Origin of the sequence: Sphingomonas albertensis (assembly GCF_014358075.1) — a bacterium.
GTDB lineage: Bacteria > Pseudomonadota > Alphaproteobacteria > Sphingomonadales > Sphingomonadaceae > Sphingomonas > Sphingomonas albertensis.
The window spans coordinates 109,705-133,318 of the sequence record NZ_JACONT010000006.1 but is presented as its reverse complement, the minus strand read 5'-3'; the positions used below and the strand labels follow the sequence as shown (position 1 = coordinate 133,318).

Genomic DNA, 23,614 nt, shown 5'->3' with positions numbered 1-23,614 from the left:
CGGGGTGGTGATTATGGGCGAGCGGTGGTTGTCAGCAACCGGCCGACCCACCCCCGACCCCTCCCTTCCAGGGAGGGGAGCAGGTGCGGTCGTTGTGGAGGGCATCGCTCGCCCATAATCACCACCCCGGCGAAGGCCGGGGCCCAAGTGGAGAGTTTGCGGTAAGGGCGCGCCGTTCTTCGTTACTGCCGTCCCCCAATTGGGCCCCGGCCTTCGCCGGGGTGGAACTCCGTGGCAGGTCGCGGACTCAAACGACACATCAAGCATGGTCGATGACCAGCCCCTGGATCTCGTTCGCGACGTCCTCGAAGCGGTCGACGATCTTTTCCAGGCTGCTGTAGATCTCGCGGTTGATGATGAAGGTCATCGGGTCCGCGCTGATCTTCGACGCCTGGAACAGAGCCCGCAGGCCAGTATCGTGGATATCGTCGGCATGACCCTCGATCTGGATCAGCCGTGCGGTCAGGTCGTGCAGCCGGCCCGCATTGGTGCCGAGCGAACGGAGCAGCGGAATCGCCTCTGCGGTGATACGTGCAGCCTCGACGATGATGCCGGCCATGTCGCGCATCTCGGCCGAGAACTCGGTCACCTCGTACAGCGCGATCGCGTTGGCGGTGCCATTCATCTGGTCGATCGCGTCGTCCATCACGCCGATCAGGTCGGTGATCGCGCTGCGGTCGAACGGCGTCACGAACACGCGGCGGACGTCCTGCAACACCTCGCGCGTGATATCGTCGGCCTCGTGCTCGCGCTTGACGATCTCGGCGATCTGCCCTTCGATCGAGCCTTCGCCGTGAAGCAGCCGTGCGAGCGCATCGGCGCCGGCAACCAGGGTCGCGGCATGCGCGTCGAACAGTTCGAAGAACCGCCCCTGCTTCGGCATCAGCGACTGGAACCAGCCCAGCATCGGAATTCTCCTTTTCGCACTCTTGCGTACGACGGGTAAGATACGTTGCGCGAGCGACGCCGGGATCGGCGGCTCACGGAAAGCCGCGATCAGCGCTTTCAGGCCGGGCTCATTGACAGCCTCCGCGGCGCGATCAAGCGTAAACCAGCGGGTGTCGCGCTGATGGCGCTCGGGCCAGTCGTCGAGTTGTTCGACGAACGCGAGCGGAAATACCGTCACGATCATGTCGCGGTAGCGGCCGGTGCGGCGGCGTTTTCGATAGCCGAATTCGCCGACCGCGGTGGGGCAGGGGATGCCGCGGATGCCAGCCTCCTCATACGCCTCCTGCGCGGCAGCCTCGTGGCTGGCGAGCCCGACGATCGGATTGCCCTTGGGGATCACCCAGCGACCGGTATCGCGTGAGGTGATCAGCATCACGCGGGCATGGCCGTCGGCGTCGATCACATAGGGAAGTGCCGCAATCTGCTGGATAATTCGGGTCCTTCTGGCCGCGGAGTCGCGGGGTATGGGGGGCAGCTTAGACGGCGGGGCTAGGCATGCACAGGGGCCGCCTGATGGGATCGGGCGGGCTGTTACCGGCGCGATTCAGTCCCATTCCCGGACGTGGCAAATTTAACCATTTTTGCGACTGGTCGAATTAGTAAACGCGGCGTTAACGTTTGCATCATGACCCGACGCCTAGTCCTCACCAACGAAGCCGCCCGCCATCCGCTGCGCCGGTCGTTGCCGCCACCGGTGGTCGCGGCGGCGAAGAACGACGATCAGGACGTGAAGCTGTTTTTCCTGAGCTTTGCGGCGTTCTTCACCTGCTTCTACAGCTTCATTTTCTGAGAAGAACAATCCTCCCCCGCCAGGGGGAGGTGGCGCCGAAGGCGACGGAGGGGGAGGCACGCGCCACGTCTGCTCCGTGTCCTCACCCTCCGTCAGGCTGACGCCTGCCACCCCCCCCCTGGCGGGGGAGGATTTTAGTGTCGAAGCGTCGGCAAGCACCCGCCGACGTCATCGTCGCAGGCCCGGTGCAGCTTCTGCGCGAGCCATGCCGAGACGAGGCACATCGCCGCTACCAGGAACAGCATGTCCTCCGGCGAGACGCCCATCGCGGTGATGCCGATGACCAAAATCGAGCCGACCGTCATCGCGCCGGAATTGACGACGTTGTTCGCGGCCACGGTGCGTGCGGTCTGGTCCTTCTCGACGGTCGTCGTCAGGAACGCATAGAGCGGCACCACGAACATCCCGCCGGTGATCGCGATCGCCAGCAATGTCCCGAGCACGGGGAGCGCGCCGGGCTGGCGGATGAACCCCGCCCAGTCGTAATACTGCCCGGCCGGCGCAGGCGTCCAGGTCCGCGCGAGAAACGAGAACAGCACGACAAAGCCACCCATCGCGATCACCGAGGCGGGGGAGAACTTCGCCGAGATGCGCCCGCGCAGCATCGAGTTGATGACCACCGAGCCGATCGCGACGCCGACCGAGAATACCGCGATCACGAAGCTCGCGACTCGCTCGTCGGCGGTCAGCACGTTCTTGACCAACGGTGGGAAGACAATGATCAGCACCGCGCCAATCGTCCAGAAGAAGCTGATCGCGACGATCGCGAGGAACAGCCGCGGGATGTGCAGCGTCGCGCTGATCAGTCGCCACGACGCCGTGAAAGGGTTGTAGTCGAGCTTCAGCGCTGGCCCTTCGCGCGGCGCAGGCGGAATTTGGCGCCCCGAGAACCAGCCGATCACCGCGACGACCAACACGGCGGCGGCGGCACCCTCGATCGGGATCCAGCCTGCGGTTACCGTGCCGAGCAGGATCGCGAGATACGTCCCCGCCTCGACCAGCCCGGTGCCGCCGAGCACATCGCAGGGCTTTAGATGCTGCGGCAGGATCGCGTACTTTATCGGGCCGAAGAACGTCGAATGGACGCCCAGGCACAGCACCGCGCCGAGCATCAACCCGATCCCGAGCGACGGATGTCCCGCGCGTGCGACCATCAGCCCGGTCGCGCCAAGAATCATGATGCCGATCTCGACCGTCTTCACGATCCGGATGATCCGCGCCTTGTCGTGGCTGTCCGCCAATTGCCCGGCAAGCGCGGACAGCAGGAAGAACGGCAGGATGCCGAGTCCCGTCGCCAGCGCGTTGAAGTTCGCCTCCATCTTCGGGTCGTTGAAGACCGCATAGGTGGCGAACAGGACCATCGAAGTCTTGAACAGATTATCGTTGAACGCGCCGAGAAACTGCGTGGTGAACAGGGGCAGGAAGCGACGTTGCTTCAGCAACCCGAGGGCATTGAGCATGACGGGAAATAGCCCTGATCGTTGCGAAAATACTGCAAACCCTTAGCCCAGCGTCATGCTCACGCCAACGTTTAAACCGGTTTCGCCGCGCGGCCGACCGGTATAGAGGTGGCGGGTGCTGAGCTTGCCTAACCTCCTGACATTGTCGCGGATCGTCGCGGTGCCCCTGCTGGTCTGGTTCCTGTGGTGGCCCGATTGGGAGGCAGGCTATGGCATCGCCTTCGTGCTGTACTGCCTGATGGGCATCACCGATTATTTCGACGGCTATCTCGCGCGGTCGAGCGGCGCGGTGTCGCGGCTGGGGATCTTCCTCGATCCGATCGCCGACAAGATCATGGTCGCCGCGGTAATCCTGATCCTGGTCGGCACGCGCGATATTCCCGGTGTCCACGTGATCGCCGCGCTGGTGATCCTGCTGCGCGAGATCGCGGTTTCGGGGCTGCGCGAGTTCCTGGCGCAGGTGCAGGTTTCGGTCCCCGTTTCGCAGTTGGCGAAGTGGAAGACGACGCTGCAACTCGTGTCGCTCGGCGGGATTATCCTCGGCGGCGCGGTGCCCGAGATGGTCTGGGTGCATAATGTCGGCATCGTCGCCTTGTGGGGCGCGGCCGTCCTCACCGTATTGACCGGGTGGGATTATCTCCGCGTCGGCCTGAAGCACATGGACTGACGATGGCGAAGATACGGATGGTGTATTTCGCCTGGGTGCGCGAGCGTATTGGCACGGGCGAGGAGACGGTAGAGCCGCCCGCGAGCGTCGCGACGGTCGCCGACTTGGTCGACTGGTTGGCGGAAATCAGTGTCGGCCATGCCGAAGCGTTCGAGAATCGCGCGCGGCTCCGCGCTGCGGTCGATCAGGAGTTCGTGCCGCTGGATACGCCGATCGGCCGGGCGCAGGAGATCGCGATCTTCCCACCGGTGACCGGCGGATGATCCATATCTCGGTCCAGCAATCGACGATCGATATCGCGGCGGAGATGACGCGCGCCGAAGCGGCCGGGGCCGGGGCGGTGGCGACCTTTACCGGGCTGGTCCGCGCGGACGACGGCGTGGGTACGCTCGAACTCGAACATTACCCTGGGGCTACCGAAGCGGCGTTGCTGAAGGTCGCCGAGGGCGCGGTCGAACGCTGGGGGCTGAGCGCGGCGATCATCGTCCACCGGGTCGGGCCGATGCAGCCGGGCGAGCGTATCGTGTTCGTCGCGGCGACGGCGGCGCATCGCGGCGCGGCGCTGGAGGCCTGTGCGTATCTGATCGATCGGCTGAAGACCGATGCGCCGTTCTGGAAGCGTGAGACGCGGGGCGTGACGGCTAGCTGGGTTGAGGCGCGGGATGTGGATCATGCCGCTGCTGAGCGGTGGGATAGGCCGGAAGCCTAAACCAAAGGTTGTTCTCCCGCGAAGGCGGGAGCCCAGATTGGGTCCCCGCCTTCGCGGGGAAACAAGATACGGGCCACGACCTTTGTGAAAGTCGCAGCCCGCAGTTCCATTAGCCGAGCTTCGGAACGCTCATGCCGTTGGTCAGGTGGACGACGCCGTTCGTCTCCTTGATGTCAGCCGTATCGACGTACGACTTGATCCCGGCGGTGTCGGTCAGCTCGATGTTGCTGTTCGGGCCCAGCGAGGCGATCAGCGGCTGGCCCGCGAGCGTGGTCAGCGTCGCCTTGCCACCGCCGGCGGTGATCTGCGCCTTGAGCTGGTCCGAGGTCACCGCGCCGGCAACGACGTGATACTTGATAATCGTCGCAAGCGTCGGCGCCGACTCAGGCTTCAGGAGCGTATCGAGTGCGCCGGCCGGCAGGCGGGTAAACGCTTCGTCGCTCGGCGCGAACACGGTGAACGGGCCGGGACCTGCCAGCGTCGTCTGGAGCTTGGCCGCCGTCACCAGCTTGGTCAGCGTCGCGCGGTTCGGCAGTGTCGGCAGCGCGGCGGCGATCGTCGTCGTCGGCGCGGCGGTCGGTGCGACCGGAGCCGCAGTTGCAGGCGCTGCCTGCGGCGTCGCGGTGGTGGCTGGCGCCGTCTGCGCTGGGGTCGCAGAGGTCGTCGTCTGCGTCGCGGTCGTCTCCACCGGTGCGGTCTGTGCGGTCGCACCGGCGGCGAAGATCATGCTCGATGCGGCTGCAATCAGAAGGTTCGTCTTAACAGTCATGTGCGACTCCAAATATAATTGATGGGACGATTAAAAACTCGAACGAAAAAATAGGTATGAGATCGGCCCGTCTTCAATGTTTTGGCGGACCAGCCGCGCCATCGATGCGACGAACCGAGCCCGACAGTCGTGTCGATCAGCCCAGTTTCGGCACGATTACGCCGTTCACCACATGCACGACGCCATTCGACTGGCGCACGTCTGCGGTCTCGACATAACTCTTGTTGCCATTGACGTCGGTGAGCGTGATCACCGCGCCGACCAGCGTTGCGGTGATCGGATCGCCCTCGACCGTGGTCAACGTCGCCGTGCCACCGCCAGCGGCGATGCGCTGGCGCAGGTCGTCGGCGGTGATGGCGCCGGGCACGACGTGATAAGTCAGGACCTTGGTGAGCGAGGCCTTGTTCTCGGGCTTCAGCAGGGTGTCGACCATGCCCGGTGCGAGCCGCCCGAACGCGTCATTGGTCGGCGCGAAAACGGTAAACGGCCCCGGACCCGATAGCGTACCGACCAGATCGGCGGCCTTCACCGCGGCGACCAGCGTCGAGAGGTTCGGTGCGGCGGACGCGTTGTCGACGATCGTCCGCGTCGCCATCATCGGCACGCCGCCGACGGTGGGATTGGCGACCGCGGGCGGACCGTTCGGCACCGACAGCGCGGGGTTGGTCGACGGACTCGCCACGTCGTCCTTCGATTTGCCACTGCACGCAGCGAGCGCCAGCGCACTCGTCATCAGCAGTAGCGGAAGCGTCTTCGACATCATCGGGTCTCCAGCGGGAAGTTCGAAAGATACGATCGAACGCCGAGTTGGTTGCGCACCCGTGCCAATCTCGGGGCGGACGGATGTCCAGGGACTGAACGGGCGAGCCGCAGGGGCGGTGGTCTCCCGGCCCTGAAAGGGAGGGGCTGGGGGTGGGTAGGCCGGGTTGCGTCGCAACCGTTCGGCAATACGGAAACCGACCCACCCCCAACCCCTCCCTTTCAGGGATGGGAGCAGAAGTTAAGTGCGGTGCCCTACGCTACGCTATTGCACCCTATTGAACGTCGGCCAGCGCCTTCGCCATCAGCCTGAAGTCCTTCTCCCGCGGGCTCGCGCGACGCCAGACCAACGCGATCCGCCGCACCGCGTTGATCTCGTCGAGCGGCCGCGCGGTGATGTTGGTGTTGTCGAGGATGCCCGCCTTCAGCGCCATCTCGGGCAGCATCGTGATGCCGAGCCCGTTGTCGACCATCTGCACGATCGTGTGCAGCGACGTCCCCAGCATCGTCGCCTCCGCACGCAGTTCCGGCCGGTTGCACGCGCCGAGCGCATGGTCCTTCAGGCAATGCCCGTCCTCGAGCAGCAGCAGCCGGGTCTCGTCGATCGCCGACGCGGGGATCGCGGGCAGCGCCGACGGCACTTCGCCCGACGGATAGGCGACGAACAACCGATCTTCGAACAACGTCTCCGACGTCACCTCGCCGCACGCATAGGGGAGGGCGAGCAGCACGCAATCGGTCCGGCCATTGTGCAGACCTTCGCAGGCGGGACCACTAGGCTCCTCGCGGAGGAACAGCTTCAGGTCGGGATAATCCTTTCGCAACCGCGGCAGGATCCTCGGCAGCATGAACGGCGCGATCGTCGGGATTACGCTCATCCGCATGTCGCCCGACAGCGGCTGGCCGGCGGCGCGCGCCATGTCGCCCAGTTCCTCCGCCTCGCGCAGCACGCGCCGCGCCTTGTCGGCGATCGAATCACCCAGCGGCGTGAACCGCACGACCCGCCGCGTGCGCTCGACCAGCACCACGCCGATCAGCGTCTCCAGCTCGCGCAGGCCCGCGGACAGCGTCGACTGCGTCACGAAGCACGCCTCCGCCGCGCGCCCGAAATGACCATGGTCCTTCAGCGCGACCAGATATTGCAACTGTTTCAACGTGGGTAGGTACGTGGCTGCCATTAATCGCCTCAATCGATCATCGGATGATAAATAGACCGTTGGATCGATAACACCAGTGCCCATATACCGCATTGCACAACGAACGAGCGGGATACCCGCCGCCTGTGAGGATGCCTGGAGCCAAAGATTTTTCAGGAGGCTTCCATCATGTTGACCATCGGCGACCAGTTCCCATCGATGACCATTCCCGTCCAGCAGGGCACCGCAGCGCTGCCCGCCGGCGAGACGCTCGACCTGACGACGGCATATCCCGGCAAGTGGAAGGTGCTGTTCTACTGGCCGAAGGACTTCACGTTCGTGTGCCCGACCGAGATCGTCGGCTACAGCGACATCCGGGGCGACTTCGAGGATCGCGACGCCGTGCTGATCGGCGCGTCGACCGACACCGCGCACGTCCACCTCGCCTGGCGCAAGTCGGACGCGGACCTTGCCGCCGCGGACTTCCCGTGGCTCGCGGATAACGGCGCCAAGCTCGCCGACGCGCTCGGGATCGTCGACAAGAACGAGCATGTCGCCTTCCGTGCGACCTTCATCATCGATCCCGACAACGTCATCCAGGCGGTCCAGGTCAATGGCCTGAACGTCGGCCGCAACCCCGCCGAGACGCTCCGCGTGCTCGACGCGTTGCAGACTGACGAGCTCTGCCCCTGCAACTGGAACAAGGGCGACGACGTCCTCCAGCTCGCGGCGTAAGTAAAACTCTTCTTTCCCCTTCCCGCTTGCGGGAGGGGGCAGGGGGTGGGCCCGCGCGCTCCCCGGACGCATTCGTTCATGGTGAGCGCGGGCCCACCCCTCGGTCCCCCCCCGCCAGCGGGAGGGGAGGAAGAAAAATAAGATCATGTCGCTCAAGGAATTCGCGGGCACGCTGCCCGAATACGCCAAGGACATCCGCCTCAACGTCGGCTCGCTGCTGAACGAGACGCATTTGACCGACCAGCGCAAATACGGGCTGTTGCTGACCTGCGCGCACGGCTCGGGCTACAAGCCGCTGGTCGAGGCCGCGGAAGCCGAGTGCGCGCCGAAGCTCTCGCCCGAGGCCGCCAATGCGGCGCGTGCGGCGGCTGCGGTGATGGCGATGAACAACGTCTATTACCGTTTCACGCACCTCGCCGGGAACCAGGAATACCGCAACATGCCGGCCAAGCTGCGCATGAACGTGATCGGCCAGCCCGGCATCGACAAGGTCGATTTCGAGCTGTTCAGCCTGGCCGTGTCGGCGATGAACGGCTGCGGCATGTGCATCGACAGCCACGAGCAGATCCTGAAGAAGGCGGGCGTTACGGCCGAGGCGATCCAGACGTCGGTGCGGATCGGCGCAGTGATGGCGGCGGTCGCGACGGTGCACGCCACGCTGTGAATTGAAGACGGGAAGCCCCCCTCCCTGAAAGGGAGGGGATGGGGGGGGGTAGGCCCGTTTGTGTCGCGGACGTCACCGCATACGGAGGCCGACCCACCCCCGACCCCTCCCTTCCAGGGAGGGGCAAGAAGTTAATTCAGTGCCAGATCGCGCGGTAGAGGCCGAAGAGGCTCGTGATCGTCAGGATCACCCCGACCAGCACCATCAGCGTCTTGGCCGGCACGCGCTTCGCCAGCAGCGCCCCGAACGGTGCCGCCAACACGCCGCCGATCAGCAACCCCACCGTGGCCTGCGTAAACGCCGCCCAGCCGAGCTGCGTGATGAACGTCGCCGAGATCGTCGCGGTCAGGAAGAACTCCGCGGTATTCACCGTCCCGATCGTGGTGCGCGGCGATGCGCCCTGCACCAGCAGGTTCGACGTCACCACTGGCCCCCAGCCGCCACCACCCGCCGCGTCGAGAAACCCGCCGATCAGCCCGAGCGGCTCGACGATCTTCGGCTCCTTCTGCTTCGGCGGATAGCGAAGCCCGCGGTACAGCAGGTACACGCCGATCGAGGTGAGATACGCGAGAATGAACGGTTTCGCCGTGCTCGCATCGATGTTCGACAGCACGTACGCGCCCAGCACGCCGCCGATGACGCCCGGGATCATCAGCCGCAGGAACAGCGTCCAGTTGACGTTCTTGTGCAGCACATGGCTGATCCCCGACACCGCGGTCGTGAACGTCTCGACGGTATGCACCCCCGCCGACGCTGCCGCTGGCGGCACGCCGACCCACAGCAGCAGCGTGTTCGAGATCACCCCGAACGCCATCCCCAGCGCACCGTCGACGATCTGCGCGGCGAATCCGACGAGGATGAAGGGCAGGAGAGTCTCGAAGCTCAAGGTCGTCAGGTCGAACATCGGCATCCCCTCAATATCGCCCTAAACTGCAACGCGCGCGCTTATCCCACAACAAAGATAGGCTTTACCCCGATCCCGATGGGCTGATGGGGGCTGACACTGCTCGCGGGCCGGTTCTGGAAATTGGCGGTTCGATACCCTAGATACGGACATCGCGAAGGGGACTGCGCATGTCGAGCGGATTACTGGCCTATCTGGATTCGATCCGCGCCCGCGACCCGGCCCCCCATTCGCGCGCCGAGATCATGCTGTACCCTGGCGTCTGGGCGCTCGGCTATCACCGCATCGCGCACCGCCTGTACAAGGCGAAACTGTATTTCCTCGCGCGCTGCGTCAATCACTGGTCGCGCTTCACGACCGCGATCGACATTCATCCGGGCGCGACGATCGGCCGCAATTTCTTCATCGACCACGGCTTCGTGGTGATCGGCGAGACCGCCGAGATCGGCGACGACGTCACGATTTACCAGTGCGTCACCTTGGGCGGCACCAGTCCCGACAACGGCGTCCAGGGCAAGCGCCATCCGACCATCTCCGATGGCGCGATCATCGGTTCGGGCGCGCAGGTGCTCGGCCCAATCACGCTCGGCAAGCGCTCGCGCGTCGGCGCCAACGCGGTCGTCACGCGCGACGTGCCGGCGGGCACGACGGTCGTCGGCATCCCCGCGCGCGCGACGACGATCGAGGGCGGCAACGCACCCGAACTGCCGCGATTCGTGCCGTACGGTACGCCGTGTAGCGAAGCCTTCGATCCCGCGACCCAGAAGATGGAGCTCATGCGCTGCGAGCTGGAGACGATGCGCAAGCGCCTCGACGCGCTGCTCGCCGAAGATCATCCAGAGGACCGGCGCGACCGCGCATGAGGGTGGCTAACTGATGGGCGTCGTGCCGTTCCCGACACCGTCCAAGGCGACGCAGGTCGGCTTCGAACGCCTCGAACTCAATCGGATTCTCGACCTCTACGGGCGGATGGTCGCGGCCGGCCATTGGCGCGACTATGCGATCGATCTCGGCAAGGACGCCGCAGTCTTCGCCGCCTTCCGCCGCGCCGCCGAACGGCCGGAGTTCCGGATCGAGAAACGCCCGGCGCTGCGCAACAAGCAGGGCATGTGGGCGCTGATTGGCGAAGCAGGCGCGGTGGTGAAGCGCGGGCATGAGCTGGGGCCGGTGCTGGCGCCAGTCGAGCGGCGGTTCATGAAACTGGTAGAAGACTGACGAGTGATTCTGCTCCCCTCCCTGAAAGGGAGGGGCTGGGGGTGGGTAGGCCAGCTCGTGCCGCAACGTTGCCTGATGCGGAAGCCGACCCACCCCCGACCCCTCCCTTCCAGGGAGGGGGGTAATGGGCCGTGTTACACCAGTACCGGAGCCGTCTCGCGGTCCGCTTCGCCGAACACGCGCAGATAGCGTTCGATCTCCGCCGGTTCACCGGTCGCCTTGGCCGGATTGTCCGAAAGCTTCACCGCCGGCCGCCCGTTCGCGGCAATCACCTTGCAGACCAGCGAGATCGGCTCCAACGCCGCTGCCCCATCTGGATCGCAACCGCGAAAATCGTTGGTAAGGTTGGTCCCCCAACCGAAACTCATCCGTACGCGGCCATGGAAATGCCGATAGGTTTGCTCGATCGTGTCGATATCCATCCCGTCGGAGAAGATCAGCAGCTTGGTCTTCGGGTCGACGCCCTGTTCCTCCCACCAGCGGATGATCTGCTCGCCGCCCGCGATCGGCGGCGCGCTGTCGGGGCGGAAACCGGTCCACTCCGCTAGCCAGTGCGGCGCGTTGCGCAGGAACGCGGTCGTCCCGAACGCGTCGGGCAGCGCGATCAGCAAATTGCCGTTATAATGCTGCCGCCAATGCTCGAGCACGCGGTACGGCGCGTCGGCAAGTTCGGCGTCGCTCTCGGCCAACGCGGCGGTCACCATCGGCAGTTCATGCGCGTTCGTGCCGATCGCCTCCAGGTCGGCGTCCATCGCCAGCAGGACGTTCGAGGTGCCGATGAACCGGTCGCCAAGCCCTTCCTTCAGCGCCTCGACGCACCAGCGCTGCCACAGGAAACCGTGCCGTCGTCGCGTGCCGAAATCCGACAGCACGAGGTCGGGCAGTTCGCGCAACCGCTCGACCTTCTCCCACAGCTTGGCCTTGGCGCGCGCATAGACGATGTCGAGCGCGAACCGGCCGCGGTCGCGCAGGGCCGCGCGCGATTTCAGCTCGTTGATGATCGTCAGAGCAGGGATTTCCCACATCGTCGTGTGGCTCCACGGCCCTTCGAAATGCAGCTCGTACTGGCCATCGACTTGGCGCAGGTCGTACGCCGGCAACTGGAACTCCGCGAGCCAGGCGAGAAATTCCGGCCCGAACATCTTCTGCTTGCCGTAAAAGCTGTTGCCCGCGAGCCAGATCAGCTCCTTCTTCGCGAACCGCAGCGTCCGCGCGTGATCGAGCTGGGCGCGTAACTCGGTTTCGTCGACGATCTCGGCCAGGCGCACCGTCTTCGTCCGGTTGATCAGCGCGAAGGTGGCGCTGACGTCCGGATACGCGTGGCGGATCATCTGCAACATCAGCAGCTTGTAGAAATCGGTATCGAGCAGGCTGCGCACGATCGGATCGAGCCGGAAATTGTGATTGTACGTCCGGGTGGCGATATCGGTCACGGCCATGCGCGCGGGCTCCTGCGTTGCGAGTGCTGCGGGTGTCCGAGAAGACGCGAGTGTGTCAAGCAGCGGGCAAAGGAGACGGGCGATGGCGCGGTTCGTGGTCGTGGTGGATACGCAGTGGGATTTCATAGCGGCCGAGGGCGCGCTGAGCGTGGGCGGAGCGGCGGCGTTGGTCGCGCCGATGCAGGCGTGGCTGGCCGCGCTGAAGCCGGATGATACTGCGGGAGTCCTGTTCACCTTCGATACGCATTTCGTCGAGACCTACGCCGCATCGCCCGAGGCGGCGATGTTTCCGATCCATTGTGTCCGCGGCACGCAAGGATGGGGCAACATGCTCGACGTGGCGCTGGTCGATGCGGCGATCCCGGCGTGGCGGATCGAGAAGGGCGTGTTCGATATGTGGGCCGAGCCGCGGCTGGCGATCGAGGACGCGCGCGATGCGGGACGGCCGACGACACCACGGGAGGCGTTCTTCGCGGGGTTGACGGCGAGTGGCGTCACGGACGTGACGGTGATCGGCGTCGCGGCGGATTATTGCGTCCGCTGGGCCGTCGAAGGCCTGATCGCGCGCGGCTTTGCGGTGACGGTACCGGCCGGGCTTACGCGCGGTATCGAACGCCAGATCGAGGCGGTTGCGGCGGAGGATTTCGCCGGTGCGGCACTCGTCGTTTGACCCGCCCTATCGCCGCCGAACGATCCTCCCCCGCCGGGGGGAGGTGGCAGGCGTAGCCTGACGGAGGGGGAGGTAAGGCAAACCTCCGTTGCGTCTCCTCCCCCTCCGTCTGGCAAGTGCCAGCCACCTCCCCCTGGCGGGGGAGGATCAGTGGGGCCTGGCTATCACGCCATAGCCGCAATCAATCGTCCCACATCGACCGTCGCGAACGAGGCGAAATTGTCCGCCACGCCGAACGGCAGCAACAGCGTTCGGTCATGCACGATCCCGCCACAGCTGTAGACGACGTTCGGCACATAGCCGTCGCGTTCCTTCGGGCTCGGCACGATTAGCGGCTCCGTCATCCGCGCGAGCAGCTTGGTCGGGTCGTCGCGGTCGAGCAGGCAGGCGCCGACGCAGTAATTGCGGACGCTGCCGACGCCGTGGGTCAGTACCAGCCAGCCCTCGTCGATCTCGATCGGTGAACCGCAATTGCCCATCTGGATGAACTCCCACGGCCATTTCGGCTCGACGATCTTGGTGCCGCCCTCCCAGGTCAGCAGATCGTCAGAGCTGAGGAACCAGATATTCTCGTTGTCCTGCCGCCCGAGCATCGCGAAGCGCCCGTCGATCTTGCGCGGGAACAGCGCCATTCCCTTGGTGGCTGCGACCGCGCCGCGCATAGGCTGCATCTCGAACGTCTTGAAGTCCTCGCCCCGCAGCAGTTCGCAGCGCGTCTCGGACCCGCTGAACGCGGTATAGGTGCCGAGATACTGAACCTCGCCGGCATCCTCGAACCGGACCAGCCGCAAATCCTCGATCCCCTGGCGCTGGCTCGGCAGGATCGGGAAGATCACGGTTTCGGACAGTTCGCGACTATTGCCGCATTGCAGGCGGGTCGGGCCGCCATCGGTCGCCCCCTGGTCCGACGGCTCGATCCGCGGCGCCACTGCGGTCTGACTGGCGGGATCGACCGAAAATCCGTCCTGCGGCGACCAGCGGCCGGTGCGGAACGTGACCGACGACACGTGACCCTCGCCGATCCCGCGCAGCGACAGGATGAAGCGGAGGCCGTCGTCGGGCGCACCGGTCTGGTCGGGATGCAGCACCATGCTCGGATTGAACAGCGCAGCGGCCTCGAACGAATATTCCCCGCTCAGATACGCGCCGATCAGCACCTGTTGGTCGCGCGTGATCTCGCGGGTGTCGTGCACCACCGCCATGACCTCGCCGAACCGGTGGAGCAGCAGGTCGTCGACGTCGCGGTGGCGCTCGTCCAGCGATGCGGTGACGCGCTCGCGTTCGGCGTGAAGTTCGTCGTGCGTCAGCGACAGCACGCGGTCGATCACGCGCTCGGCACGGGGATGGCCGTCGACCTTGAACGGCCCGGGATATTCGATGTTGAAGGGGCGGATCACGGTCCGCGACGGATCGGGGCGCAGCTGGATGTTGGAGAAGGTGACGAGATCGGCTTCGGCCATGATCGGCTCCACTGTGGCGGCGAGACACGGGGAGACGACACCGCGCTCGGGTCCGCCATGAACGCCGAAACCGGCGGCATGGCTACATGAAAACGGCGTCACGCGCGCGGTGTCGGCGGCAGTGGTAATTTGGTTGAAATACGGTGGACAAGTTTGACGGCCAGATCGCGGGTCCGATCTTTCGGCGATCGAGGCGGACGGGGGCAGACGTTGGAGATGCAGACATCAGGTGCGCGAACGCGACCATCGGCCGCCTGCGCGCTCGGCCGCCACACGCCGCGATCGCGGCACCGCGACATCAAGGACGAGCCGATCCAGCGCTCGGCCTGCCGGCGGTGCGGCGCGACGATCGTCAAGTCCGCGGTCAGTCGCCGATGGATCGTTTCCGGATTGCTCGGCTGAGCCGGCGACCGCATCAACACGAGGGGACTATCATCATGAAGACGACGAAGAGATGGGCAGCGCCGTTGATGGGTGCCGCAGCGCTGGCGGTATCGATGCCGGCGCATGCGCAGGACAATAAGAGCGGTCGAGGCCCCGGGCCGACGCCGGCGATGATCGCCCAGCTGCAGGCGCAGATGCAGGCGCGCGAAGCCGACGATACCGCCCTGCTGCTGAACCTGCGCGCGGATCAACGCCCGGCCCTGATGGCATTCCTGGCATCGATGACGCCGCCCCCGCCGCCATGGCGCGGGCCGATGCCCGGTGCTCCGATGCCCGGTGCGCCGGCGCAGGACGGGCCGGCGCAGGACGGGCCGAAAACGATGCCGCCAACCGACGGGTTCGCCCAGCAGCTCGACCGGATGACGCAGGATGCGGCACGGCGTTCGGCCGAGGATGCGAAGCGCATCACCGCCGCACGCACCTTCTACGATTCGCTCGATCCGGCCCAGCGTCGCGCGTTCGAGGCACTGATGCGGCTCCGGCACGGCAGGGGACCGGGGTTCGGTCCTATGGGTCCGGGGCCGATGGGTGCGGGGCCGATGGGAATGGGGCCGATGGGAATGGGCGGGATGGGGTCGGGCGGGGATGGTCCACGCCCGCCGATGGGCGGCATGCCACCGCGACCTTGATCCCGCGAGCGTGATCGCACGGTCGCGCGGCACTCGATCCCGTCGTTCTCGTCACTACGGGAGCAACGAGATCAGGTGACGGCGACCGTGGTCATCGGAACCGGGAGCTAAGTCAGGGCTCGCGCGGTTCCGGTGGCGGGACGACCGGCAGGTCCGCGCCGTTCCGCCACGTCTCTCCGCCGGCGCGTGGCAGTTCGCCGCGGGTCAGCGCACCGTCCCGGTTGCGGTCGAGCGCCGCGAACCGCGTCGTCGCCGCCTTGGCGAACTCGCCTGGATCGATCCCCCGGTTGAGATTGATGTCCGCCGCGATCACCGGCTCGGGCAGGTCGAAAAATCCGAAGCGGGCCGCGCCGAGGCGCTCGTGGACGACGGCGCTCTTCTTGCCGTCGCCGTCGCCGCTGCCGAACTGCATGCCCTGGCCGCCCGCTCCACCACCGCCGGCACCGCCGCCGCCGCGACTGCGCCCACCGCCGCGTCCACTGCGCGGTCCGCCGCCCTCGGGCCCGGAGCCACGTCCGCCCGATGCGACGCGGATCTCGGGAACCAGGACGTTTTCATAATAGGCGATGTCGTCGGGATCGATCTCGCCGTCGTTGCCGCGATCTAGCACCGCGAAGAACCGTGTGGCGTCGTGCTGGAATTCGGCCAGCGTGATCCGTCCGTCGCCATCGGCATCCGCGCCGGTAAACCACAGATCCTGCGCCGCCCCCGCGCGCGCCGACGCGCGGAACGGTTCTCCCATCGGACTGATGAAAAGCTGGCCCCTGCCACGCTCGGGGCCACGCGCTGGACCATGGCCGGGACCATGACGGGATGCGCCATCCGGTCCGCCGTGCCGAGAATCCCAGGTGGCGCATCCTGCCAGCGTGGCGGCGACGCCGATCATTAGGACGATACGCATGCAAAACTCCCTGCTGCCGGATCGTGCGTCAGACACGCCGATCATTGCCGCGATGTGTCCGGGTCGGAGGGCGCGCTCAGACTGCCCGCTCAGACTGGGAGCGTCACCACTGCGACAAGCCCGCCGCCGGGCCGGTTGGCGATGGTCGCGTCGCCGCCATGTCCGCGCGCCACCGCGCGAACGCTGGCGAGGCCGAGCCCGCTGCCGCCGGTATCGCGGTTGCGCGATTGTTCGGCGCGGAAGAAGGGCTCGAATGCGCGCGCCAGGTCCTGCGGCGCCATGCCAGGGCCGGTGTCGGACACTTCGATGATCGCAAGGCCGCGTTCGCGACGAAGCTGCACATCGGCATGGCCGGCATATTTGACCGCGTTGCCGACCAGGTTGGCGAGCACCGCCTTCAACGATGGCGCATCGCCCTCCATCGTCATCGCCGAGCCCGGGTGCAGGACGACGGTTTCGCCACGATCGGCAAAATCGTCGGTGACGCTCTCGGCGAGCGATCGCAGGTCGAGCCGCTGCCGGCGGACATGGCGGGTCATGTCGCGGACGAACGCCATCGCGGATCCGATCCGCTGGCTCATTTCCTGGATATCGCCTTCGCTCGAGGCGCGAATGTCGTCGGGCGCCTTTTCCAGTCGCAGCGACAGCCGCATCAACGGGGTCCGCAGATCGTGCGCGACGGCCGCGATCAGCGTCGTCCGGTCCTCGACATACCGGTTCAGCCGCTCTTGCATGAGGTTGAAGGCGCTCGCGGCCTCGGCAATCTCCGGTGGGCCCGACACGCGCAGCGGATCGGTGCGCGGATCGCGACCGAGCCGTTCCGCAGCCGCGGCGAACAGGCCGATCGGCTTGGCGACGCGCCGCGCCAAGGCCCAGGCGATCGGCGCGGCGACCGCCATCGCGACGAGGAACCACAGGATGATCCGCATCCGCCACGGCCCGATCGTGCTACGCGCCGGGCGTATCACCAGCCATCGCCCGTTCGGCGCCTCGATCGAGACGACGAAGGGGCCGAACAGCGCGTTGTCGAACGACGGGGGCGGGGGCTGCCGGCGACCCATGCCCATCGGCAGCGGTGGACGAAGCGCACCGGCGAACATCGGCATCGCCGAGCGTTCGGTATCCACCGTCACCTTGTCGCGGGCCAGCCCGAGATCGGTCGCGATCGAGGCGGCCAGCCGGCTGTCGCGGGGATTGTCGCTCGGCCGGGGTGGCCCGGACGACAGCTCCGCCTTGAGCAATCCGCCCGGATCATGCCCGGTTCGCGCGACCGCAGCGACGCGGTTGGCGGTGAAGATCACCGGCATCGGCGGCGGGATCAGCAGCACGACCGCGAAGTTCAGGACCTGCACCAGCATGACCGTGCCGAGCATCAAGGCGAAGATGCGCAGGAACAGCGGCCAAGGGCGCTGCATGCTGTTCTTTACCGGAGGAGCACCGGGCGGCGTCAGCAGTGTCGTCACTGGCGCGCGACGCGGGGCACGAAGAAATAGCCTTCGTTGCGGATCGTCCGGATGATCTCGTCGCCGCGCGAGCGGAGCTTGCGCCGCAACCGGCTGACCTGCACGTCGATCGCGCGATCGAACGCCTCGGTATCGGGGCCGCGCGCCGCCTCCAGTAGCGCATCGCGCGCCAGCACGCGGCGCGGCCGCTCGACGAACGCACGCAGCACCGCGAATTCGCCATCGGTCAGGTCGATCAGCGTGCCCTCGGGATCGAACAGTTCGTGCGCGGCGAAGTCGACCCGCCAGCCGAGAAAGCCGAACGATCGGCTCTCGCCCGCATCCTGGATCTCGCGCGCGCGCAGTGCAGCGCGGACGGTCGCGAGGATCTCGCGTGGGCTGCACGGCTTGGACAGGTAATGGCTCGCCCCGATCTCGAGCCCCAGGATCCGATCGGGTTCGTCGCCCAGCGCGCTCAGCAGCACGACCGGCGGCGCGCCGACGCCCGCCAACCGACGACAGACGGACAGGCCGTCTTCGCCGGGCATCATGACGTCGAGCAGGATCAGCGATACGCTGCGCCGCGCCAGTACGGCATCCATGTCACGCGCATTCGTGGCGGTTTCGACCTGATAGCCGTGCATGCCGAGGCTCTCGGCGAGAAGGGTGCGGATCATCTGGTCGTCGTCGACCACCAGCAACACGGGTTTGGCCGCATCGAGAAGAACGGAATTGGGATACATAGCGCGATCCTAATCCGGGCATGTGTTCGGTATGTTTCTGCGCCCGATGCCCGCCGGTGCCCGTAGGCAGCGATGCTATGCGTCCTGGGCGAGCGTGAAAAGCGCGAAGCAGCCATGGCCGGGCTTGGCGCGCATCGTCTTCACGAGGCGCGGGGCCGCGTCGCCGGGTTACCCGTCGAGCGTGGTCGTCGACGGATGATGCTTGTCGAGGTGGCGCTTGATGATCCGCAGGTTCCGCGTGTTCGAGCGAAAGAAGAAATCGGGCACCGCGCCGACGAACGGGATCATGCCCAGCGCCCAGTCGACGCCGACATTGCCGAACATCCGCGCCATCTGGAGCTTCGACATGCCGATGTTGCGCGCTTCCCAGACCATCCACCCGCCGACCGCCGCAGCAATCGTGCTGCCGGCGAACGGGATCAGGTCGAGCACGACGTCCATGCCGACCTTGCGATTGGTACCGGGGATGACGAACAGCCCCTCCATCACGCGCTCCATCGCCTCGACGCGGCGGCGGACGGACAGCGCGTCCTTGCCCATCGGCAGGGTTTCCAGGATCGAGCCGGGAGTGATGCGGGTGACGCGTGGGTTCATGGCCATTAGTTGGTATCGGCGCGCAGCCGGTTCAACGGGTGCCACGCGCGCGGGTTCGCCTGCCATTGCCGCAGCCGTGGCGACACCAGCGACCAGCGCAGCGGACGGGCGAGGGGGATGAAGGCGACGTCCTCGTTCAGCGCCGCATCCGCCGCGGCAATCCGCGCCCCGCGCTCGACCAGCGTGGGAGCCTCGCGCGCTGCTTCAAGGGCGGCCTGCGCCACGTCGCCGCACACCACGCACGCGGTCGCCAGATACCAGCGCGCGCTGTCATAGGGCGCGACCGCATCGACCAGCTTCAGGTCCGCGGCATCGCGCATGCCGACGCGTATCGGCGTGATCCCGACCGCGATCAGCGATGCAGCGACCTGCGCATAGAGGAGCGTGGCGCCGGGTCCCGCCGGCAGCGCAATCCGCAGCGCAATCGGTCCACCAGTCCAGGCCGCGACCCTTTGCCGGGCTGCGGCACGGCGTTCGTCCTGCGTCAGCAGCGTCCAGGCGGGCACCTGTGGCAGCGCGGCGGAATCGAGGATGTCGGGCAGGATCCTATCGGCAGGATCCCAAGCGGGCGCGATTGCCGCGGTCAGTGCCGTGCGATCGATCGCCTCGGCCACCGCGGCGCGGTTGGCAGGGTCGGCAAGGAACCCGTCGCGGCGGACGATCGCGAGTCCGAACAGGCCGACCGCGGGGTCGACGCGAACGTTGCCCGCGGCAATGTCTGTCGTCGCCAGCAGCGGCCAGTCGACGAAACTGCCACCACTGACCAGATCGGAATCGCGATTGGCAAACCGCGCGATCGCGCGCGCCGCACGTTCGCCGATCAGCCGGACGTCTTCCTCGGGCTTGGCCTCGCGCTGGTCGTCGGGGTCGGCCTGGTTCGGATCGAAGGCCGGACGCAACAACGGTGCACGGCCACGGCGCAGCACGCGAAACGGACCGCTCCCGCCCGAGGGGCGCAGGCGGAGCAATGCGAGCTCGGGTTGCGCGAACAGCTTCAGCAGGTCGGGACGGGGGCGGGACAGCCGGACCTCGATCACCTGCGGCGTCATCACGACGATCTCGTCGATCGCGGTCAGGAACGGTGCGAGCGGATTGCGCGAGTTCGGCGCGATCTGGCGCTCCAGCATCGCCACCACCTGTTCCGCGGTGACCGGCGTACCGTCGCCCCAGTCGCCCTCGCGCAGGCGGAAGATGTAGCTCATGCCGCCGTCGATCACGATCCAGCGCTCGGCAAGACCCGGCTCGATCTGCCCGGCGGCATCGAACCGCACGAGCCCTTGCGCGGTGGAGTCCATCATCAGCCGCGAGGGGGTGTCGAGCACGACGCGGCTGGCATCGGCGACGCGGGGCGGGGCTCCGATCGCGCTGGCGACGACCACCCCGGTATCGGGCCGGCGATCGCACCCGCTCAGCGCGGCGGCGGACACCGCGATTCCGCCAGCCAGCAGGACAGCCCGAATGGTGCGGACGGCGGGACTCGAACCCGCACTCCTAGGGAGGGAGATTTTAAGTCTCCTGCGTCTACCGGTTTCGCCACGTCCGCACACACCGCCAACAAGACGAGGTCGCTCGCCGGGTCAACCCATGTCGGGCATATTAACGCCCGTTGAGCATGATCCTCTGGCGTGATCGGGGGCCTCGAACACCGAAGCCCCTACGCCGCGCTCAGACGTTGAGGCGGGCGCGCATTTCCTTGCCGGGCTTGAAATACGGTACGCGCTTCGCCTCGACGTCGACGACTTCGCCGGTGCGAGGGTTGCGGCCGGTGCGGGCATCGCGTGCGCGCGTCGAGAAGGCGCCGAAACCGCGCAGTTCGACCCGGCCGTCGGCGGCCAGTCGCTTGGAAATCTCGTCGAAGAACGTGCTGACGATCAGCTCGACTTCGTTCGGTTGGAGGTCCGGATGCGCCTCGGCGATCTTCAGGACCAGTTCAGATCGGATCATTCGAGCCCCCGCCCATTCTAAGAGCTTGAAAGTTGATACAAGTCAATCTGCGAGTCATTAGCACCAATTGAGGGACAGTCAAAAACCAAAGTGGCCCAGACAAGAAAAAGCCCGGCATGTCGCGACATGCCGGGCCAAATCTTCGCTAAGCCGTTGAGCTTACTTCTTCTCGGCGTCCGTGCGGGCCTTGAGAGCCTCGCCCAGGATGTTGCCGAGGGTCGCGCCCGAGTCCGACGAACCATACTGAGCGACAGCCTGCTTCTCTTCCGAGATCTGCATGGCCTTGATCGAGAAGGTCGGCTTCTTCGAACGATCGAAGCCGGTGACCATCGCGTCGAACTTCTGGCCGACCTGGAAACGCTCCGGACGCTGCTCGTCGCGATCGCGACCCAGATCCGTGCGCTTGATGAAGCCGGTCGCGCCATCGTCGCCCTGCTGCACTTCGAGGCCCGCGTCGCGGACTTCGAGGACAGTCACGGTAACGATCGCGTTCTTGTTCAGCTTGTCGCCTGCTGCCGCGATGCCGCCAGCCGATGGCCCGCCACGCTCGAGCTGCTTCATGCCGAGCGAGATACGCTCCTTCTCGGCGTCGATGTCGAGCACGACGGCTTCGACGGTCTCACCCTTGCGATGCAGGTTGAGCGCGTCCTCGCCCGAAACACCCCATGCGATGTCGGACATGTGGACCATGCCGTCGACGTCGTTGTCGAGGCCGATGAACAGACCGAACTCGGTCGCGTTCTTGACTTCGCCTTCGACGGTCGAACCGATCGGATGAGCGGCAGCGAATGCCTCCCAGGGATTGGCCTGAGCCTGCTTGAGGCCGAGCGAGATGCGACGCTTCTCGGAATCGACTTCGAGGACCATGACGTCGACTTCCTGCGAGGTCGACACGATCTTACCCGGATGGACGTTCTTCTTGGTCCAGGACATTTCCGACACGTGGACGAGACCTTCGATGCCCGCTTCCAGTTCGACGAACGCACCATATTCGGTGATGTTCGTGACGCGGCCGGTGAGCTTCGCGCCGACCGGGTACTTGACCATCGCGCCATCCCAGGGATCGCTCTCCAGCTGCTTCATGCCGAGGCTGATGCGCTGGGTGTCCTTGTTGATGCGGATGATCTGCACCTTGACGGTGTCGCCGATGTTCAGGACTTCGCTCGGGTGACCGACGCGCTTGTAGCTGAGATCGGTGACGTGCAGCAGGCCATCGATGCCGCCGAGATCAACGAACGCACCGTAATCGGTGATGTTCTTGACGACGCCGTCGATGATCTGGCCCTCGGCCAGGCTGAGGATCAGACCCGAACGCTGCTCGGCGCGCGTCTCTTCGAGAACGGCGCGACGCGACACGACGATGTTGCCGCGCTTGCGGTCCATCTTCAGGATCTGGAACGGCTGGGGGATGTCCATCAGCGGGGTGACGTCGCGCACCGGGCGGATATCGACCTGCGAACCGGGCAGGAATGCGACGGCGCCGTTCAGGTCGACGGTGAAGCCACCCTTCACGCGGCCGAAGATGACGCCTTCGACGCGGGTCGTCTTCGAGAATTCGGTTTCCAGCTTGTCCCATGCGGCTTCGCGACGGGCGCGATCGCGGCTGAGCATCGCTTCGCCGTGGACGTTCTCGACGCGGTCGACATAGACTTCGACTTCGTCGCCGACCTTGAGGTCAGCCTTCTGGCCCGGCGCTGCGAATTCGCGAAGCGGCACGCGGCCTTCCGACTTCAGACCGACGTCGATGACGGCCATGTCGTTCTCGATGCCGGTCACGGTGCCATGCACCACGCGGCCCTCGAAGCTGTCGGCGTCGCCGAGCGTTTCGTTCAGCATCGCCGCGAAATCGTCGCGGGTCGGCATTACCTGGGTTGCCATAGAATTCAGTAATCCTAGTCTGTTTCCGGCCAAGCGGTTGGGTCCGCTGGTCTTGGCCTTCGTTGCCGCGACGACCGAACGCCGGCGCGGCATCCGGACGGCACGAGGCGCAGAGGACGTAGACGCTGAATGCGAAAACGGCGCGTGAGACTCGTGGGTCTCCGCGCCTTCCTCCACGAGGATCGCTCGCCGGACGTCGCTGTATAGCCGAAACCGCGTCTCGGAGCAAGTTCGGCCCGGCTTCGTTGGGGGCTGCTCACAACAGGAGCGAAGATTTGAACGAACGCGGCATTCTCGTGCTGGGCTGGGTCGCCACCGTGACGGCGATCGTGATGTACCTGTCGTACATTGACCAGATCATGCTGAACCTTGCCGGGCAGAAGGGATCGGTGGTCCAGCCGTTCACGACGATGGTGAATTGCGCGCTGTGGGTGGGGTATGGGTTTCTGAAGGACAAGCGGGACTGGCCGATCGTCGTGGCGAATTTTCCGGGGGTAGTGTTCGGGGCGGTTGCGCTGTTTACTGCGCTTTAGGGGAGGGCGGGTGGCGGCGCAGCAGGTGGCGGGGAATATAACGGGCGGCAGCACCTGCTTCCTTGTTCTCCCGCGAAGGCGGGAGCCCAGTCTGGGTCCCCGCCTTCGCGGGGAAACAATATTGGGTTGCGGTAGCTCCCCCCAACAGAGCAACCACCCCGTCGAAGGCCGGGGCCCAATT

Annotated in this window: 27 protein-coding genes and 1 tRNA gene; 12 read left to right on the top strand and 16 right to left on the bottom strand. The window is 66.1% G+C overall.

Annotated elements, in window-relative coordinates:
* Positions 1-259: 259 nt before the first annotated feature.
* Entirely contained in the window at positions 260-1,378 is a 1,119-nt protein-coding gene (locus tag H8S47_RS04900) for a DUF47 family protein (RefSeq protein ID WP_187502801.1), read from the bottom strand.
* Positions 1,379-1,573: 195 nt separating this feature from the next.
* On the opposite strand from H8S47_RS04900, the gene H8S47_RS04895 reads away from it, so the two are divergent.
* Positions 1,574-1,738, top strand: coding sequence for a hypothetical protein (locus H8S47_RS04895; RefSeq protein WP_187502787.1), 165 nt, complete (start codon positions 1,574-1,576; stop codon positions 1,736-1,738).
* A gap of 134 nt (positions 1,739-1,872) precedes the next feature.
* On the opposite strand, the gene H8S47_RS04890 is transcribed toward H8S47_RS04895, so the two are convergent.
* Positions 1,873-3,198, bottom strand: coding sequence for an MFS transporter (locus H8S47_RS04890; protein ID WP_187502786.1), 1,326 nt, complete (start codon positions 3,196-3,198; stop codon positions 1,873-1,875).
* Between the two features lie 115 nt (positions 3,199-3,313).
* Between H8S47_RS04890 and pgsA the strand changes: the two genes are divergently transcribed.
* From pgsA to H8S47_RS04875, 3 genes are read left to right on the top strand one after another with little or no spacing between them, the layout of a single operon-like run.
* On the top strand, positions 3,314-3,865 hold the full coding sequence (gene pgsA / locus H8S47_RS04885; protein WP_128454207.1) for a CDP-diacylglycerol--glycerol-3-phosphate 3-phosphatidyltransferase: 552 nt from the start codon (positions 3,314-3,316) through the stop codon (positions 3,863-3,865).
* A 2-nt stretch (positions 3,866-3,867) separates the two neighbouring features.
* Positions 3,868-4,128: a molybdopterin converting factor subunit 1 gene (gene moaD, locus H8S47_RS04880; RefSeq protein WP_187502785.1), complete on the top strand. Its 261-nt coding sequence runs from the start codon at positions 3,868-3,870 to the stop codon at positions 4,126-4,128.
* Positions 4,125-4,574, top strand: coding sequence for a molybdenum cofactor biosynthesis protein MoaE (locus H8S47_RS04875; protein ID WP_187502784.1), 450 nt, complete (start codon positions 4,125-4,127; stop codon positions 4,572-4,574). The genes moaD and H8S47_RS04875 overlap by 4 nt, the downstream gene beginning before the upstream one ends.
* A 109-nt stretch (positions 4,575-4,683) precedes the next feature.
* Here the strand turns inward: H8S47_RS04875 and H8S47_RS04870 are convergent, their stop codons facing one another.
* The 3 genes from H8S47_RS04870 to H8S47_RS04860 form a co-directional block, all read right to left on the bottom strand.
* Entirely contained in the window at positions 4,684-5,343 is a 660-nt protein-coding gene (locus tag H8S47_RS04870; protein ID WP_187502783.1) for a fasciclin domain-containing protein, read from the bottom strand.
* Between the two features lie 136 nt (positions 5,344-5,479).
* Positions 5,480-6,103, bottom strand: coding sequence for a fasciclin domain-containing protein (locus H8S47_RS04865; protein WP_235982603.1), 624 nt, complete (start codon positions 6,101-6,103; stop codon positions 5,480-5,482).
* A gap of 274 nt (positions 6,104-6,377) precedes the next feature.
* On the bottom strand, positions 6,378-7,280 hold the full coding sequence (locus tag H8S47_RS04860) for a hydrogen peroxide-inducible genes activator (protein ID WP_128454212.1): 903 nt from the start codon (positions 7,278-7,280) through the stop codon (positions 6,378-6,380).
* A gap of 147 nt (positions 7,281-7,427) precedes the next feature.
* Between H8S47_RS04860 and H8S47_RS04855 the strand changes: the two genes are divergently transcribed.
* Together H8S47_RS04855 and H8S47_RS04850 are read left to right on the top strand one after the other, a co-directional pair.
* Positions 7,428-7,973, top strand: coding sequence for a peroxiredoxin (locus H8S47_RS04855; protein WP_055879693.1), 546 nt, complete (start codon positions 7,428-7,430; stop codon positions 7,971-7,973).
* Positions 7,974-8,118: 145 nt separating this feature from the next.
* On the top strand, positions 8,119-8,637 hold the full coding sequence (locus H8S47_RS04850) for a carboxymuconolactone decarboxylase family protein (protein ID WP_187502782.1): 519 nt from the start codon (positions 8,119-8,121) through the stop codon (positions 8,635-8,637).
* 136 nt (positions 8,638-8,773) lie between these two features.
* Here the strand turns inward: H8S47_RS04850 and H8S47_RS04845 are convergent, their stop codons facing one another.
* A complete protein-coding gene (locus H8S47_RS04845; protein ID WP_398456348.1) occupies positions 8,774-9,541 on the bottom strand; it encodes a sulfite exporter TauE/SafE family protein in 768 nt (255 codons plus the stop codon).
* Between the two features lie 170 nt (positions 9,542-9,711).
* Here H8S47_RS04845 and epsC point away from each other — a divergent pair, with 170 nt between their 5' ends.
* Both epsC and H8S47_RS04835 read left to right on the top strand, forming a co-directional pair.
* Positions 9,712-10,404 (top strand): serine O-acetyltransferase EpsC, encoded by a 693-nt coding sequence (gene epsC / locus H8S47_RS04840; RefSeq protein WP_187502780.1) that lies wholly within the window; start codon positions 9,712-9,714, stop codon positions 10,402-10,404.
* Positions 10,405-10,417: 13 nt separating this feature from the next.
* The gene (locus H8S47_RS04835; protein WP_187502779.1) at positions 10,418-10,756 is read left to right on the top strand and encodes a DUF2794 domain-containing protein; all 339 of its coding nucleotides are present in this window, start codon (positions 10,418-10,420) and stop codon (positions 10,754-10,756) included.
* Between the two features lie 134 nt (positions 10,757-10,890).
* On the opposite strand, the gene pncB is transcribed toward H8S47_RS04835, so the two are convergent.
* The gene (pncB, locus tag H8S47_RS04830; RefSeq protein ID WP_187502778.1) at positions 10,891-12,195 is read right to left on the bottom strand and encodes a nicotinate phosphoribosyltransferase; all 1,305 of its coding nucleotides are present in this window, start codon (positions 12,193-12,195) and stop codon (positions 10,891-10,893) included.
* An 82-nt stretch (positions 12,196-12,277) separates the two neighbouring features.
* Here pncB and H8S47_RS04825 point away from each other — a divergent pair, with 82 nt between their 5' ends.
* The gene (locus H8S47_RS04825; protein ID WP_187502777.1) at positions 12,278-12,865 is read left to right on the top strand and encodes a cysteine hydrolase family protein; all 588 of its coding nucleotides are present in this window, start codon (positions 12,278-12,280) and stop codon (positions 12,863-12,865) included.
* 164 nt (positions 12,866-13,029) lie between these two features.
* On the opposite strand, the gene H8S47_RS04820 is transcribed toward H8S47_RS04825, so the two are convergent.
* Positions 13,030-14,325, bottom strand: a complete 1,296-nt coding sequence (locus H8S47_RS04820; protein WP_187502776.1) for a glycoside hydrolase family 130 protein — start codon at positions 14,323-14,325, stop codon at positions 13,030-13,032.
* A 216-nt stretch (positions 14,326-14,541) separates the two neighbouring features.
* Here H8S47_RS04820 and H8S47_RS04815 point away from each other — a divergent pair, with 216 nt between their 5' ends.
* Both H8S47_RS04815 and H8S47_RS04810 read left to right on the top strand, forming a co-directional pair.
* Complete coding sequence (locus tag H8S47_RS04815) at positions 14,542-14,727, top strand: hypothetical protein (RefSeq protein WP_187502775.1); 186 nt, start codon at positions 14,542-14,544, stop codon at positions 14,725-14,727.
* A gap of 35 nt (positions 14,728-14,762) precedes the next feature.
* On the top strand, positions 14,763-15,398 hold the full coding sequence (locus H8S47_RS04810) for a Spy/CpxP family protein refolding chaperone (protein ID WP_187502774.1): 636 nt from the start codon (positions 14,763-14,765) through the stop codon (positions 15,396-15,398).
* Between the two features lie 112 nt (positions 15,399-15,510).
* Here H8S47_RS04810 and H8S47_RS04805 read toward each other — a convergent pair whose 3' ends face one another.
* The 8 genes from H8S47_RS04805 to rpsA form a co-directional block, all read right to left on the bottom strand.
* A complete protein-coding gene (locus tag H8S47_RS04805) occupies positions 15,511-16,299 on the bottom strand; it encodes an EF-hand domain-containing protein (RefSeq protein ID WP_187502773.1) in 789 nt (262 codons plus the stop codon).
* 89 nt (positions 16,300-16,388) lie between these two features.
* On the bottom strand, positions 16,389-17,762 hold the full coding sequence (locus H8S47_RS04800) for a sensor histidine kinase (protein ID WP_328805426.1): 1,374 nt from the start codon (positions 17,760-17,762) through the stop codon (positions 16,389-16,391).
* Positions 17,759-18,484, bottom strand: coding sequence for a response regulator (locus H8S47_RS04795; protein ID WP_187502772.1), 726 nt, complete (start codon positions 18,482-18,484; stop codon positions 17,759-17,761). The genes H8S47_RS04800 and H8S47_RS04795 overlap by 4 nt, the downstream gene beginning before the upstream one ends.
* Before the next feature lie 168 nt (positions 18,485-18,652).
* Positions 18,653-19,078: a DUF4112 domain-containing protein gene (locus H8S47_RS04790; RefSeq protein ID WP_187502771.1), complete on the bottom strand. Its 426-nt coding sequence runs from the start codon at positions 19,076-19,078 to the stop codon at positions 18,653-18,655.
* A gap of 5 nt (positions 19,079-19,083) precedes the next feature.
* Complete coding sequence (locus H8S47_RS04785) at positions 19,084-20,505, bottom strand: ABC transporter substrate-binding protein (RefSeq protein WP_328805425.1); 1,422 nt, start codon at positions 20,503-20,505, stop codon at positions 19,084-19,086.
* A 32-nt stretch (positions 20,506-20,537) separates the two neighbouring features.
* Positions 20,538-20,621, bottom strand: a tRNA-Leu gene (locus H8S47_RS04780).
* 122 nt (positions 20,622-20,743) lie between these two features.
* On the bottom strand, positions 20,744-21,022 hold the full coding sequence (locus H8S47_RS04775) for an integration host factor subunit beta (protein WP_187502770.1): 279 nt from the start codon (positions 21,020-21,022) through the stop codon (positions 20,744-20,746).
* A 159-nt stretch (positions 21,023-21,181) separates the two neighbouring features.
* A complete protein-coding gene (gene rpsA, locus H8S47_RS04770; RefSeq protein WP_056060414.1) occupies positions 21,182-22,900 on the bottom strand; it encodes a 30S ribosomal protein S1 in 1,719 nt (572 codons plus the stop codon).
* Between the two features lie 275 nt (positions 22,901-23,175).
* Between rpsA and H8S47_RS04765 the strand changes: the two genes are divergently transcribed.
* Positions 23,176-23,433 carry a SemiSWEET family transporter gene (locus tag H8S47_RS04765; protein ID WP_187502769.1) on the top strand — a complete coding sequence of 86 codons (258 nt, stop codon included), beginning with the start codon at positions 23,176-23,178 and terminating at the stop codon, positions 23,431-23,433.
* Positions 23,434-23,614 lie beyond the last annotated feature (181 nt).